A 14269-nucleotide genomic window follows, 5' to 3' on the forward strand; every position below is an offset into this window, starting at 1 on the left:
GAGACTGAAATGGTCTGGAGTCGAGACGAAATGGCGGCGCGTGCCGCACGGGAACTGCAGGACGGCTTCTATGTGAACCTGGGGATCGGGCTGCCGACGCTGGTGGCCAACCATGTACCGGATGGCATCGAAGTGTGGCTCCAATCCGAGAATGGATTGCTTGGCATCGGTCCGTCGCCGACCGAGGACGAAGTCGACGCGGATCTGATCAACGCCGGCAAGCAGACGGTGACGACATTGCCCGGCTCGTCAATCTTCTCGTCCGCCGACTCGTTTGCGATGATTCGCGGCGGGCACATTAACCTGGCGATCCTGGGCGCGATGCAGGTCAGCCAGGGCGGGGACCTCGCCAATTGGATGATCCCCGGCAAGATGATCAAGGGCATGGGCGGCGCGATGGACCTCGTGGCCGGCGTCAAGCGGGTGATCGTGTTGATGGAGCACGTGGCCAAGGGCGACCAGCACAAGATCCTCGATCAATGCACGCTGCCATTGACCGGCGTCGGTGTCGTGGACCGGATCGTCACCGACCTGGGCGTGATCGACGTGACCGAGGTCGGCCTGAAGTTGGTCGAGATCGCGCCCGGCGTGAGCATCGAGGAAATCCAGCGCAAGACCGGCGCGCCGCTTGATGTAAGCGCACTCGCATAGTCTGGACGACAGCCGTGGCGCGCCCGCGCTGCCGTAGCGCGGCGGTCGTGACAGGGCGTGGCGGGTCGTGGCGGATTACGGTCGCGTGTGCGTCGGCCGATCGGCCATTGTGCGCGGAGCCGGCGGGCCGCGTGCGCAAAGCACGCTAAAATTAAGCCATTACGTTTCAGGATACATCCATGTCGGCTCCGTCCGCTTCACCTGACCCATGTACGCCGCGTCAGGGCTTTGTACGCTGTATCAGTCCCACCGGTTTGCACCGGATCGCCTACACCGAATGGGGTAACCCATCCAATCCGCGCGTGCTTGTTTGCGCGCATGGCCTGACCCGTACCGGCAGGGATTTTGATGTGCTGGCCAGCCGCCTCGCGGACCGTTTTCGCGTCGTGTGTCCTGACGTCGCCGGTCGTGGACTGTCCGACTGGCTCGACAATGCACAGCAGTACGCATTGTCGCAATATGTGTCGGACATGGTGACGCTAATCGCCCGGCTGAACGTCGAGACAGTGGATTGGTTCGGCACGTCGATGGGCGGTATGATCGGCATGGTGCTGGCCGGGCTGCCGAACAGTCCGGTGCGCAAGCTGCTGCTCAACGACGTCGGGCCGACGCTGGAGCCGGATGCGCTGCGCCGGATCGGCGAGTACGTCGGCAACGCGCCGAAGTTCGACACCGAGCAGCAGGCTTATGATTATTTGGCCTCGATCTCGGCGGGGTTCGGTCCGCATGCGCCAGACGAGTGGCGTGCGTTGAACCGGCCATTGCTGAGGCATCATGCCGGCGCGTGGGTGCTGCACTATGACCCGCGCATCGCGGTGCCGTTCGAGGCCAGCAAGGCGGAACTCGCGAGTACTGGCCAAGCGCTGCTGTGGCGCGCCTTCGAGGCGATTCCAGGGCCTACGCTGGTGGTGCGGGGCGAGCAGTCGGACCTGCTGTCACGCGAGAGCGTTGAAGCGATGCAGCAGCGTGGCCGCCAAGTGTCGGCCGCTGAGATTGCCGGCGTCGGCCATGCGCCCACGTTCGTGCACGACGAGCAGATCGCGATCGCCGAAGCATTCTTTTGCGGCGACGAGCCGGCGCTCGCGCATCAGCCGGCGCCGACGCTGCAATGAGCCGGCACGCGATGGCGCGTGCCTAATTTCACCGACTCCAGGATATTGACCATGGCAGTGCAACGTTTTCATGTTGGTCCCCGTTTATCCGAAATTGCCGTGCACAATGGCACCGTCTACCTGGCCGGCCAGATCGCCGAGGATACGAAGCAAAACATTGCTGGACAGATGCGCGAGGTGCTCGGCCACGTCGACCGGCTGCTCGCGGAGGCCGGCAGCGACAAGTCGCTGATTTTGTCGACGCAGATCTATCTCTCCGACATGGCGAATTTCGCCGCAATGAATGACGTGTGGGACGAATGGGTGCCCAACGGTAATACGCCGCCGCGTGCCACCGTGCAGGCCCAACTCGCCGATTCGGCATGCCTGGTCGAAGTCGTGGTGGTTGCCGCGCAGCGAAGCTGAGCGTTTTCCGTGTTATCGCGCCGTGCGGTAGCGGCCGGCGTCGTACTAGTTTGACAGATGAGTACCGAATCCGAAACCCGCGCCCAGTCGCCGACAGCGACGCTTGACGACGCGCTGGCCTTCGTGCAGGAGCACGCGAGTGGGGTGCGACTTGGGTCGGGTGAAATGCTCGTTGAGCACGCGCAGGGCACTGCGCAGATCGTCAATACGCTGAACGTTGATCCTCCGTCATCTGTGGCGGCGGCGCTATTCTCGGTGATTCCCTACCTGAGCGAACCGGAACGCCTGCTTCGGAAGCGTTTCGGCGAAGACGTGTTGCAGCTGGTCATAGATGTGCGCAAGCTGCTGCGGCTCGGCGTGATTGGCATTCGGGCGACGGCACCCGATAGCGACATGGGCCGCGACGCGCAGGCGCATCGCCGCGCGCAGGTCGAGGCGCTGCGCAAGATGCTGGTAGCGTTCGCACGGGATATCCGCGTCGTGCTGATCCGGCTCGCATCGCGGTTGCAGACGCTGCGCTTCTATGCGGCGCACAAGCTGATGCCGCCGGCGGAATTGCCGCGCGAGACGCTGGAAATCTATGCGCCGCTCGCGAATCGCCTCGGCATCTGGCAATTGAAATGGGAGTTGGAGGACCTCGCGTTCCGTTTCGAAGAGCCAACGACCTACAAGCGTATCGCGAAGTTGCTCGACGAGCGGCGGGGCGAACGTGAATCTTACGTGCGCGATGCGATCGCACGCCTGAAGCGCGAACTCGCGGCGGCGAACATCGATGTGGACGTAAGCGGACGCCCCAAGCACATTTACAGCATCTGGCGCAAAATGCGCGGCAAAAAGCTCGAGTTCTCCGAGCTCAACGATGTACGCGCGTTCCGCGTGATCGTGCCGGACGTCAAGGACTGTTATACCGTACTCGGTGTCGTGCACAACATCTGGCAGCCGGTGCCCCGCGAGTTCGATGACTATATATCCCGGCCAAAACCCAATGGCTACAAGTCGTTGCATACGGTGGTGATCGGCGATGACGGCCGGGCATTCGAAGTGCAGATCCGCACGCACGACATGCATCGTTTTGCCGAATATGGCATTGCCGCGCATTGGCGCTATAAGGAGGCAGGAACCCGCGGATACGACGGCCGGTTTGCCGCCAGTGACAAGTACGACGAGAAGATCGCGTGGCTGCGGCAGTTGCTTGCGTGGAAGGATGAAGTGTCCGGCAGCGACTCGCCGTCACAATCATGGGAGCAACTGCGACAGACGCCGCTGGATGACCATATCTACGTACTGACGCCGCAGGCGCGCGTGGTGGCGCTGCCGCAGGGGGCGACGCCGGTCGATTTTGCCTATTACGTGCACAGCGAACTCGGGCATCGATGCCGGGGCGCTCGCGTAGACGGGACGATGGTGCCGCTGAACACGCCGTTGCAAAACGGGCAGACAGTCGAGATCGTCGCGGTCAAGCAGGGGGGGCCGTCGCGTGACTGGCTTAACCTGCAACTGGGCTATCTGCATAGCGCACGCGCCAAGCAAAAGGTGCGGGCGTGGTTCAACGCGATCGAGTTGCAGGAGACCATCGCATTGGGCCGGGCCGCTGTCGAAAAGACGCTGCAACGCGAGGGGCGCACGTCGGTCAATTTCGATGAGCTCGCTGCGAAGCTTGGCTTCAAGACAGCGGACGAACTGTTCCTGCAGGTTGGCAAGGACGAACTCAGCCCGCGCTCAGTCGAGCAGGCGCTTCGCGATGCGCCCGCCCCGGAGCCGTCTGGGCTGGAGCCCGCGAACTTTGAATGGCGCAGCAGCGGCGCCAGTGTTGCGTCCGGGGCGTCGACCGGCGTGCTGGTCGTAGGCGTCGACGCGTTGCTTACGCAACTGGCGAAATGTTGCCGGCCGGCGCCTCCCGACGAGATCGCCGGCTTTGTGACCCGCGGCAAGGGAGTATCGATCCATCGCAGCGATTGCGCAAGCTTTTTGCGCATGGCCGCGCGCGTGCCGGAGCGCGTGCTGCATACGGCTTGGTCCAACGACGTGCTCGGCGGCCGCGGCCGAAGCGTCTACCCAATCGACTTGACGGTCGAAGCCGTCGATCGCCAGGGACTGCTGCGTGACATCACCGAGGTGTTCGCACGCGAGAAGATCAATTTGGTTGGCGTGAAGTCCCAAACACGCCGCAACGTTGCGTATATGCAATTCACCGTGGAGGTGTCCAACAGCGCGCAGGTGCAGCGTGCTGCCACGCTGCTTGGCGACGTGCAAGGTGTGGTCCGGGCGAAGCGGCGTCAATGAACGCCGACGAAGCGGATGGCTCGCTGTGTCAGTGCCCTTCCCGTCGGCGTGGGGATCGCGTCGGTCCAAGCCATCGCATCGCATAAAAGACTCGCATTGTATCAACCTTCTTGCATAAACTACTTGGCAACAGACGAAAAGCCTCCTATAATCACGGCTTCTTCAGGCTCGTAGCTCAGCTGGTTAGAGCACCACCTTGACATGGTGGGGGTCGTTGGTTCGAGTCCAATCGAGCCTACCAACGAATACAGATTCCTAGCGGAATCTAATGCAGGACAAAAGGTCGCTCATCGGCGGCCGTCGGGCGAAATGGTTATGACACCGCGAACGTTGATTGGGACTTTTTCGGAGCGACGCTAGTCGAGGACCTATTTAGACCTTTGTTTTGTGTTGAATCTGAAATGCGGCCCTCGGTAGGGCCGCATTTTTTTTTGGCCTTGTTTCCGGCCCCCGACTTAACCGTACATGGCACGGCGCCAGGAGAACGCAATGATTTCGGTACGACTGCCCGATGGCTCTATCCGGCAATACGATCATCCGGTGACGGTGGCCGAAGTGGCCGCGTCGATCGGTCCGGGACTTGCGAAGGCGGCGCTTGGCGGCAAGGTCGATGGCGAACTCGTGGATACGTCGGCCGTGATTCAGCGCGATGCCGCTGTCTCGATCGTCACGGACAAGGACCCGGAGGGACTCGAGATCATCCGTCACTCGACGGCGCACTTGCTCGCGTATGCGGTCAAGGAGCTATTTCCTCAAGCTCAGGTGACGATCGGGCCGGTCGTGGACAACGGGTTCTATTATGATTTCGCTTATCATCGCGCGTTCACGCCCGAAGACCTGCAAAACATCGAGCAGCGCATGCATGAACTCGCCAACAAGGACGAGCGGGTGTCGCGGCGCGTGGTGTCGCGCGATGAGGCAGTCGATTACTTCAAACGCATCGGCGAGCGCTACAAGGCCGAGATCATCGAGTCGATTCCGCAAGGCGAGCAGATCAAGCTGTATTCGCATGGCGGCTTCACGGACCTGTGCCGCGGACCCCATGTGCCTTCCACGGGCAAGCTCAAGGTGTTCAAGCTGATGAAGCTGGCCGGCGCGTATTGGCGTGGCGATTCGAGCAACGAGCAACTGCAGCGGATCTACGGCACGGCGTGGGCGCGCAAGGAGGACCAGGACGCGTACCTTCACATGCTCGAAGAGGCTGAAAAGCGCGACCATCGCAAACTTGGTAAGCAGCTAGACTTGTTCCACCTGCAGGAGGAGGCTCCCGGGCTCGTGTTTTGGCACCCGAAGGGCTGGACGCTGTGGCAGCAGGTGGAGCAATACCTCAGACGCCGGCTTGGCGAGGCCGGCTACCTCGAGATAAAGACGCCGATGATTATGGATCGCTCGCTATGGGAACGCTCCGGCCACTGGCAGAACTACCGCGAGAACATGTTCACGACGGAATCGGAGAAACGCGACTACGCGATCAAGCCGATGAATTGTCCGGGGCATGTGCAGGTGTTCAATCATAGTCTTCATTCGTATCGCGACTTGCCGTTGCGTTTTGCCGAGTTCGGTTCATGTCATCGCAATGAGGCCTCGGGTGCGCTGCATGGCCTAATGCGGGTGCGCGGGTTCGTGCAGGATGACGCGCATATCTTCTGCACGGAAGACCAGGTGATTGCCGAGTCGATCGCGTTCAATTCGCTGGCGATGAGCGTGTATAAGGACTTCGGCTTCGAGCAAATCGACATCAAGCTGGCGTTGAGGCCGCAGCAGCGCGCGGGCACCGACGATACCTGGGAGCGCGCGGAACAGGGCTTGCGTGAGGCACTGGCGGCGTGCGGCCTGCAGTGGCAGGAGCTCGATGGCGAGGGCGCATTCTATGGTCCGAAGGTCGAATACCATATCAAGGATGCGTTGGGGCGGTCGTGGCAGTGTGGCACGCTGCAATTGGACTTTGTGTTGCCGGAGCGCCTCGGCGCGGAATATGTGGCCGAAGACAATAGCCGCCGCCGCCCCGTGATGCTGCACCGGGCCATTGTGGGTTCGATGGAGCGCTTCCTTGGCATCTTGATTGAGCATCATGCTGGTGCAATGCCGCTGTGGCTGGCCCCAGCGCAAGTCGTGGTAATGAATATTGCAGAAAGTTCGGCCGATTACGCGGATATTGTTGCCCAATCATTGAAAAAACAAGGGCTTAGGGCTGCCGCCGATTTGCGTAACGAAAAGATTAGCTATAAAATACGGGAACACGCGCTCGAAAAAGTCCCGTATTTGGCAGTAGTCGGCGACAAGGAGCGCGATGCGCAAACGGTAGCCGTGCGTGCCCGTGGCGGCGTCGACCTGGGCGTGATGCCGGTCGAAGCCTTCCTCGACCACCTGCACAATGAAGTGCGGGTGCTTGGGTGAGCCATCAGCAGTGCGGCTAGTTTTTTTGACTTTTAGAGGAAACGTAACATCGCTACTGATAAGTCGTCGCATCGCATCAACGGTGAAATTAACGCGCCGGAGGTGCGTCTGGTTGGGGTCGATGGGGAACCCATTGGCATCGTGAAGCTGGCCGAGGCGTTCCGTTTATCGGAACAGCACGATGTCGACCTTGTCGAGATTGCTCCGCATGCACAGCCGCCTGTGTGCCGCCTGATGGACTATGGCAAGTTCAAGTATCAGGAAGCCAAGAAGCAGCACGAGGCGAAGCTCAAGCAGAAGGTGATCCAGGTGAAGGAAGTCAAGTTCCGTCCGGGCACCGACGATGGGGATTACCACGTCAAGCTGCGCAACCTGACGCGATTCCTCGAGGAAGGCGACAAGACGAAGATCACGTTGCGTTTCCGTGGGCGCGAGATGGCGCACCAGGAAATCGGCATGCGGATGCTGGACCGTCTGCGCCAGGACCTGGATGAGCACGGTCAGGTCGAACAAATGCCGAAGATGGAAGGTCGTCAGATGGTAATGGTGCTGGGGCCGAAAAAGAAGAAGTGATGGGCGTTGTGCGTTGCGCGCGCGGCACGTTGCCGCTTGCGATGCGACGCGCGATGCAGGTTTCGAAGGCGGCCAGTACGGCGTCTTCCGAAAAGACGGCGCGTGACGCGATCGCAACGCGCGCCGACAACAAGTGGTCCCCGGGTCTTGCAAGGGCGGAGTATTCAGCCGCACACCCGTGGCCATAAAAAACTGGAGTGGTAGCAATGCCTAAGATGAAGACCAAGAAAAGCGCGTCCAAGCGCTTTGTCGTGCGTCCGGGCGGTACCGTCAAGCGCGGTCAGGCCTTCAAGCGTCACATCCTGACGAAGAAAACGACGAAGAGCAAGCGTCACCTGCGTGGTAGCACGGATGTCCACGCGTCGGACGTCAATTCCGTTCGCGCGATGATGCCGTTCGCGTAACCCTGAATCGAACTCATAGGAGAGAAACATGCCTCGAGTCAAACGTGGGGTTACCGCACGGGCCCGTCACAAAAAGATCATTAACCTTGCGAAGGGCTATCGTGGCCGTCGCAACAATGTGTTCCGGATCGCGAAGCAGGCGGTTATGCGTGCTGGTCAGTACGCATACCGCGATCGCCGCAATAAGAAGCGCGTGTTCCGGCGCTTGTGGATTGCGCGTATCAATGCAGCGGCGCGGCAACACGATATCACGTACAGCGTGTTCATGAACGGCTTGAAAAAGGCGTCGATTGAACTCGATCGCAAGGTGCTTGCCGACATGGCCGTGTTCGACAAGGCCGCTTTTGCCGCCATCGTGGCGCAGGTGAAAGCCGCCGTTGCCCGCTGACCGCAAGGGCAGTCGGTGCCGGGTCGGTCGTTCACGCCCATTGGGCCGCACGCCGACCCGCAGACTTGAACGGGGGCTCTTGCTGGAGCCCCCGTTTTTTTGTTGGCCGCAAGCCTTTTTGATCCATTGACAGACGTTGAAATGATGGGATCTCCCGATCTTGAGCAGATCGTCGCCGATGCGCAGCGCGCCTTTGCGGATGCTGCGGACACTGTGACGCTCGAAAACGAAAAGGCGCGCTTCCTCGGCAAGGCCGGTGCGTTAACCGAATTGCTGAAAGGCTTGGGCAAGTTGGACCCGGAGGTGCGCAAGAGCGAGGGTGCTCGCATCAACGTCGCGAAACAGCAGGTCGAGGCGGCACTGAACGCGCGTCGACAGGCACTCGCCGATGCGTTGATGAATCAGCGGCTGGCGGCCGAGGCGATCGACGTGACGCTGCCCGGGCGCGGCACGGGTGTGGGCAGTCTGCATCCGGTGATGCAGACTTGGGAGCGCGTCGAGCAGATTTTTCATTCGATTGGCTTCGACGTAGCCGACGGTCCGGAGATCGAAACCGACTGGTACAACTTTACCGCGCTGAACAGCCCCGAGAACCATCCGGCGCGCTCGATGCAGGACACGTTTTATCTCGACGCGAAGGACGCGCAAGGCAGGCCGTTGTTGCTGCGCACGCATACGAGTCCAATGCAAGTCCGGTATGCGCGGATGAACAAGCCGCCGGTTAAGGTCATCGTTCCCGGGCGCACTTATCGTGTCGACAGTGATGCGACGCATTCGCCGATGTTCAACCAGGTCGAGGGGCTGTGGATCGATGAGAACGTGAGCTTTGCAGACTTGAAGGGCGTCTACACGGACTTCCTGAAGAAATTTTTCGAGCGCAACGATATCCTCGTGCGTTTTCGTCCATCGTACTTCCCGTTTACCGAACCGTCCGCCGAGATCGACATGAAGTTCGAGCACGGCAGAAACGCCGGGCGCTGGCTCGAAATTTCCGGCTCGGGGCAGGTGCATCCGAACGTGGTGCGCAACATGGGGCTCGACCCGCAGCGCTATATTGGCTTTGCATTTGGCAGCGGCCTTGAGCGACTGACGATGCTGCGCTACGGCGTGGACGACTTGCGCGCGTTCTTCGAGAACGATTTGCGTTTCCTGCGCCAGTTTGCGTGACCTGACTTTCCTTATCGACACCCCATGCAATTTGCTGAATCCTGGTTAAGAAGCTTTGTTGATCCGCAGTTGTCGACTGAGGCGCTGTCGCATGCGCTGACGATGGCGGGGCTCGAGGTCGAGGAATGGGCGCCGGTGGCGCCGCCGACATCGAAGATCGTTGTCGGCAAAGTGCTCGAGGTCGTCAAGCATCCGAATGCGGATAAGCTGAACGTGTGTCAGGTTGACGCGGGCACGGGACAGACGTTGACGATTGTGTGCGGTGCGCCGAATGTGACACCTGGCATCAAGGTGCCGACCGCGCTGGTCGGCGCGACGTTGCCGCCCGCGCAAGCGGGCGGTGCGCCGTTCGAGATTAAGTTGTCGAAGCTGCGCGGTGTCGAAAGCCAGGGCATGCTGTGTTCGGCTCGCGAACTGAAGTTGTCAGACGACCACAACGGTCTGTTAGTGTTGCCGGACGATATGCTGATCGGACGCGACATCCGTGACGTGCTGCAGCTCGACGACATGATTTTTGAGATCAAGCTGACGCCGAACAAGGCCGATTGCTTATCGGTGTTCGGTATCGCACGCGAGACGGCTGCAATTACCGGTGCGCCGCTCAACGCGCCGTCCTACCCGCCTGTTCCGGTCACCTGCGATGCGCGGTTGCCGGTGCGTATCGAAGCGCCGCAGCTTTGCGGACGGTTCTCCGGCCGCGTGATCCGCAATGTCGATGCGCGGGCCAGCACGCCTGCATGGATGGTTCAGCGGCTTGAGCGAGCGGGCCAGCGCAGCATTTCGGCGCTCGTCGACATTTCGAACTATGTGATGCTCGAGCTCGGGCGTCCATCACACATATTCGACCTGGACAAGATTAACGGCGGCTTGCACGTGCGCTGGGGCAAGCGCGGCGAGACGCTGAAGCTGCTCAACGGCACTACGATCGAGCTGGACGAAACGGTTGGCGTGATCGCGGATGATCAGGGACGTGTCGAAAGCCTGGCCGGTATCATGGGCGGTGACAGTACCGCGGTGACGCTCGATACGCGGCATATCTATTTAGAGGCGGCATTTTGGTGGCCGGACAGCATCCGTGGACGTGCCCGCCAATACAACTTCTCGACCGATGCCGCGCATCGCTTCGAGCGAGGCGTGGACTACGCGACCACCGTTGAGCACATCGAGTACCTGACGCACTTGATTACGACGATCTGCGGTGGCGACGCCGGTCCGGTGGACGACCATATCGTCAACCTACCGCAGCGCAAGCCCGTTTCGATGCGCGTGTCGCGGGCAAACCGGATCATTGGCGTGCCGATCGATGCGAACGAGATTGCCAGCATCTTCACGCGTTTGAATCTGTCATTCGAGCGTGCGGCGGATGGCGACACGTTCATTGTGACGCCGCCAACCTACCGCTTTGACATCGAGATCGAGGAGGACTTGATTGAGGAGGTCGCTCGTATCCACGGATTCGAAAAGATCCCGGCGCGTGCACCGATCGCGACGAGCGAGATGCGGGTGACGAACGAGACGCGGCGCTCGATCCATGCGTTGCGTCGTGCGCTAGCGGCACGCGACTACGCGGAAACGGTCAATTTCAGCTTTGTCAATGCCGAGTGGGAGCGGGATTTCGCCGGTAACGAGTGGCCCGTCGCGCTGCTCAATCCGATTGCGAGCCAGCTGTCGGTAATGCGTTCGACATTGTTTGGCAGCTTGGTCGGCGTGCTGCAGCATAATTTGAATCGGCGTGCGGAGCGCGTGCGCGTGTTCGAGGCTGGGCGGGTCTTTCGCGCGGACCCGGCGGTGAAGGAAGGTGAATTGACGGTAGAAGGCTTTGCCCAACCAAAGATGATCGGTGCGCTAGCCTATGGCCCGGTCGTCGACGAACAATGGGGAGTATCGGCGCGACATGTTGATTTCTTCGATGTGAAGGGTGACGTGCAGGCGCTGTTTGCACCGACGGTGCCCCGCTTCACACGGGCCTCGCATCCGGCATTGCACCCGGGGCGCAGTGCGCGGATCGAGATCGATGGCCGCATTGTCGGTTGGATCGGCGAGCTGCATCCGCGTTGGCTGCGAAAATACGATCTTACGCATGCACCCGTAATCTTCGAGGTCGAGGCTGATGCGGTGGCCGGGCGTGCGTTACCGGGCGTAACTGAAATCTCGAAATTCCCGCCGGTGCGCCGTGACATTGCATTGGTCGTGCCGCAGCATGTCGAAGTCCAATCGATACTCGATGAGTTCGCGCAGGCTCGGGGCGACAATGATGCCCTCCGGTTCGTGCAAAAAATGGTGCTATTTGACGAATTCCGGCCGAAATTCGACGCGAAACAAACCGGTTCGGGTGCTGTTTCGGGGGGACTCTCGGCTGACGAGAAAAGCCTTGCGTTCCGGGTAACCTTGCAAGATACTGGCGGGACCCTTCAGGACGAGACGGTTGAGTTCGCTGTCACAACCCTGGTGGAACGTTTGGCTCGAGTCTTTGGTGCGAGGTTGCGCGGCTAAATCGAATCCGATTTGACCGAAAGAAACCAGAGGCCATTCTCATACGATAAGCATCCAATGAACTCGAGTGAATTTGAAGCACTTCTGTCTGCGCAACGCAGTGCGATGAGTCGCGATAATCCGGCTTACAGCAATCCGGTTTCATCCGAGACGCCGACGTTGACAAAAGCCGAGCTGGCCGAGTTGTTGTTCGATCAGGTCGGTTTAAACAAGCGCGAGGCAAAGGACATGGTCGAAGCGTTTTTTGAGGCAATCCGCGATGCGCTCGAAAACGGTGAGAGCGTCAAGCTATCGGGGTTCGGCAACTTCCAGTTGCGTGATAAGCCGCAACGTCCGGGACGCAATCCGAAGACCGGCGAAGCTATCCCAATCGCGGCACGGCGCGTGGTGACTTTCCATGCGAGCCAAAAGCTGAAGGCGCAGGTCGAGTCCGGCGCTGCGAACTTGCAGTCACGCTGAACGTAGCCACGTCAGGGTCCGCTCGTGCTCAGTCCCCGACGCATCCAAGACCGACATGACGAGCGTGTGACGATGGACAAAGTCACGTTGCCCCCGATACCCGCGAAGCGGTATTTCACGATCGGTGAAGTCAGCGAGCTGTGCGGCGTCAAGCCGCACGTGCTTAGATATTGGGAGCAGGAATTCACGCAGTTGAGGCCGGTCAAGCGCCGTGGAAACCGGCGCTATTATCAGCATCATGAAGTACTGCTGATCCGGCGGATCCGGGAGCTGTTGTATGAGCAAGGATTCACGATCAACGGTGCGCGCAACCGGCTCAATTCACACCGTGCGCTGTTGCCTGACGAGCCGGGCGGTGCGGTCCCGCCGGGCGAAGCGGGCGTGCCGCCAGCGGATCCTCGGCTTGTTGCCGTCGACGTGGACGCACTGCGCGACGAAATACGACAGGTGATCGTTCTACTGACGGACGGCAAGCGATCGTGATCCATCGTTCTTCTCTTGCTGATTCACGCGATATGCGTGTCACCGATTCGTCGTGGTTCGGGACGGCTACGGTGCCCTTAGGTCTCTTTCGAAAATTTATCCACGAAGCACGCTAACCGTTCGTGACGTAGTTTGGTTAGGCGCCGACCTTCCGGCGTTTGAAAAGGGCGAAAAGCTTTAATAGCTTCGTGTGAAAGTGATCAAGCGCGTATCGCGCTTCTCAGTAGTCGGTATTGTGCGTGCAGATCGGCGTGTGCATGTGTACAGCGCTGAGATCCCATGCGTTCAGCGACGAGCAGTATCGTGTGATACTGAATGTGCCGAGGGCGTTCCGCCGATCGGTGTCCTGCCGAATTCTGGCTTTGAGCGGCTTTGGCGCGATACCGGTAGTGTAACTGTGCGCTTCGATTGCATAAGCGACGAATTCAATCTTTTCTTGTTATCCCAGTCGCCCGGGGGCGTAGCGCGTCGGGCGGCCAGTCGAGAAGCTTGCGCGCACAGCAGCGAGCTCTTTTCCACCTGAACGCAGTTGTGCAGCAGGACGGCGGCGAATGGTACTTGTGCGTTGCCACTAACCTTTGCGGATCTGGCGGTCAAGCGCGAAGCCATCTATATGCGCGCCGGCATCGATCCTTATCAGGAAGCGGCGAACTATGCCACGACGTTGACCAGTGGAGACATGATCAATGTAACTCACCGAACAGATCGTGCGGGGCCGTCAGGTTCAGGAAATATTGAACCACCCGCTGATGCAGGAAACGTTCCAGGCGCTGCGGAATCGATACCGTCAGCAGTGGAAACACAGCCTGGCGCGGGAGCGTGAAAACAGAGAAAAACTGTGGTTAATGATGCGGTTGCTTAACGCTGCGGAGGGCCACTTTCGGCAAACCGTGGAAACGGGACAACTTGCGCGGCATACGCTCGAGCAGCAGACGCTGATGACAAAAGCTCGCCGTGAGCTGAACGCTGTGTTGGGCGTAAACGCATTGAGCCGGCCCATTAACCCCAACGCATGACGAGGTCGAGCACTGGCCAACGGGATGTCGGCGAGACAATCATTGTGCCCTTTGAACAAGCCCAAGCCCGCTAATGCGGGCTTTCTTTCTGGAGCGTATTAAACATGAACGAAACGGACGCGGTTCAGCAATCGGATGCGGCTGACCTCATGGTAGTCGCTGAACACTTGAGTCCGGATAGCAACCAGGGTAAAACAACTGATTCCCCTGAGCAGGTCGCTGACAAAGTCACGCAACCGCAGAAGGCGAGCGAGCCGATTTTTACGCTCGAAGTCGATGGCAAGAAACGCGAGGTCTGCGAGCCATGATCCTCCGGTAATCTCCCCGTTTTCCATGGGGTTCAGAAGTAGAAACTATGCGGCCATGGCCAGCCGCTGTTTTGGCGTCAATCCGCCCAAGGCCATGTTCGGGCGATCGTGATTGTAAGTCCACATCCAG

Annotated in this window: 14 protein-coding genes and 1 tRNA gene; all 15 read left to right on the top strand. The window is 60.0% G+C overall.

Annotated features, from left to right (window positions below; translation table 11 throughout):
* Window positions 1–9 precede the first annotated feature (9 nt).
* On the top strand, window positions 10–651 hold the full coding sequence (locus KQH60_RS05410; RefSeq protein ID WP_237575527.1) for a CoA transferase subunit B: 642 nt from the start codon (window positions 10–12) through the stop codon (window positions 649–651).
* A gap of 179 nt (window positions 652–830) precedes the next feature.
* Complete coding sequence (locus KQH60_RS05415) at window positions 831–1763, top strand: alpha/beta fold hydrolase (RefSeq protein WP_237575528.1); 933 nt, start codon at window positions 831–833, stop codon at window positions 1761–1763.
* Window positions 1764–1814: 51 nt separating this feature from the next.
* Entirely contained in the window at window positions 1815–2168 is a 354-nt protein-coding gene (locus KQH60_RS05420) for a RidA family protein (protein ID WP_237575529.1), read from the top strand.
* Between the two features lie 57 nt (window positions 2169–2225).
* Window positions 2226–4451 (top strand): bifunctional (p)ppGpp synthetase/guanosine-3',5'-bis(diphosphate) 3'-pyrophosphohydrolase, encoded by a 2226-nt coding sequence (locus tag KQH60_RS05425; RefSeq protein WP_237575530.1) that lies wholly within the window; start codon window positions 2226–2228, stop codon window positions 4449–4451.
* Between the two features lie 164 nt (window positions 4452–4615).
* A tRNA-Val gene (locus KQH60_RS05430) sits at window positions 4616–4692 on the top strand.
* 248 nt (window positions 4693–4940) lie between these two features.
* Complete coding sequence (gene thrS / locus KQH60_RS05435) at window positions 4941–6848, top strand: threonine--tRNA ligase (RefSeq protein ID WP_237575531.1); 1908 nt, start codon at window positions 4941–4943, stop codon at window positions 6846–6848.
* A 48-nt stretch (window positions 6849–6896) separates the two neighbouring features.
* Complete coding sequence (gene infC, locus KQH60_RS05440; RefSeq protein ID WP_237575537.1) at window positions 6897–7421, top strand: translation initiation factor IF-3; 525 nt, start codon at window positions 6897–6899, stop codon at window positions 7419–7421.
* Window positions 7422–7627: 206 nt separating this feature from the next.
* Window positions 7628–7825, top strand: a complete 198-nt coding sequence (rpmI, locus tag KQH60_RS05445) for a 50S ribosomal protein L35 (protein ID WP_237575532.1) — start codon at window positions 7628–7630, stop codon at window positions 7823–7825.
* A 28-nt stretch (window positions 7826–7853) separates the two neighbouring features.
* The gene (gene rplT, locus KQH60_RS05450) at window positions 7854–8213 is read left to right on the top strand and encodes a 50S ribosomal protein L20 (RefSeq protein ID WP_013434982.1); all 360 of its coding nucleotides are present in this window, start codon (window positions 7854–7856) and stop codon (window positions 8211–8213) included.
* Between the two features lie 144 nt (window positions 8214–8357).
* Complete coding sequence (pheS, locus tag KQH60_RS05455) at window positions 8358–9380, top strand: phenylalanine--tRNA ligase subunit alpha (protein WP_237575538.1); 1023 nt, start codon at window positions 8358–8360, stop codon at window positions 9378–9380.
* Window positions 9381–9404: 24 nt separating this feature from the next.
* A complete protein-coding gene (gene pheT, locus KQH60_RS05460) occupies window positions 9405–11873 on the top strand; it encodes a phenylalanine--tRNA ligase subunit beta (RefSeq protein WP_237575533.1) in 2469 nt (822 codons plus the stop codon).
* Between the two features lie 57 nt (window positions 11874–11930).
* Window positions 11931–12332, top strand: a complete 402-nt coding sequence (locus KQH60_RS05465; protein WP_041753362.1) for an integration host factor subunit alpha — start codon at window positions 11931–11933, stop codon at window positions 12330–12332.
* Window positions 12333–12404: 72 nt separating this feature from the next.
* Entirely contained in the window at window positions 12405–12815 is a 411-nt protein-coding gene (locus tag KQH60_RS05470) for a MerR family transcriptional regulator (RefSeq protein WP_237575534.1), read from the top strand.
* A 734-nt stretch (window positions 12816–13549) separates the two neighbouring features.
* Window positions 13550–13831, top strand: a complete 282-nt coding sequence (locus tag KQH60_RS05475; RefSeq protein ID WP_237575535.1) for a hypothetical protein — start codon at window positions 13550–13552, stop codon at window positions 13829–13831.
* Window positions 13832–13935: 104 nt separating this feature from the next.
* The gene (locus KQH60_RS05480; RefSeq protein ID WP_237575536.1) at window positions 13936–14139 is read left to right on the top strand and encodes a hypothetical protein; all 204 of its coding nucleotides are present in this window, start codon (window positions 13936–13938) and stop codon (window positions 14137–14139) included.
* Window positions 14140–14269 lie beyond the last annotated feature (130 nt).

This window comes from Mycetohabitans sp. B8 (assembly GCF_021991875.1).
In the GTDB taxonomy this organism is placed as follows: Bacteria; Pseudomonadota; Gammaproteobacteria; order Burkholderiales; family Burkholderiaceae; genus Mycetohabitans.

Coding starts and splice junctions, on each gene's coding strand:
- KQH60_RS05410 (WP_237575527.1), top strand. CDS start 10: ATGGTCTGGAGTCGAGACGAAATGGCGGCGCGTGCCGCACGGGAACTG.
- KQH60_RS05415 (WP_237575528.1), top strand. CDS start 831: ATGTCGGCTCCGTCCGCTTCACCTGACCCATGTACGCCGCGTCAGGGC.
- KQH60_RS05420 (WP_237575529.1), top strand. CDS start 1,815: ATGGCAGTGCAACGTTTTCATGTTGGTCCCCGTTTATCCGAAATTGCC.
- KQH60_RS05425 (WP_237575530.1), top strand. CDS start 2,226: ATGAGTACCGAATCCGAAACCCGCGCCCAGTCGCCGACAGCGACGCTT.
- thrS (WP_237575531.1), top strand. CDS start 4,941: ATGATTTCGGTACGACTGCCCGATGGCTCTATCCGGCAATACGATCAT.
- rpmI (WP_237575532.1), top strand. CDS start 7,628: ATGCCTAAGATGAAGACCAAGAAAAGCGCGTCCAAGCGCTTTGTCGTG.
- rplT (WP_013434982.1), top strand. CDS start 7,854: ATGCCTCGAGTCAAACGTGGGGTTACCGCACGGGCCCGTCACAAAAAG.
- pheS (WP_237575538.1), top strand. CDS start 8,358: ATGGGATCTCCCGATCTTGAGCAGATCGTCGCCGATGCGCAGCGCGCC.
- pheT (WP_237575533.1), top strand. CDS start 9,405: ATGCAATTTGCTGAATCCTGGTTAAGAAGCTTTGTTGATCCGCAGTTG.
- KQH60_RS05465 (WP_041753362.1), top strand. CDS start 11,931: ATGAACTCGAGTGAATTTGAAGCACTTCTGTCTGCGCAACGCAGTGCG.
- KQH60_RS05470 (WP_237575534.1), top strand. CDS start 12,405: ATGGACAAAGTCACGTTGCCCCCGATACCCGCGAAGCGGTATTTCACG.
- KQH60_RS05480 (WP_237575536.1), top strand. CDS start 13,936: ATGAACGAAACGGACGCGGTTCAGCAATCGGATGCGGCTGACCTCATG.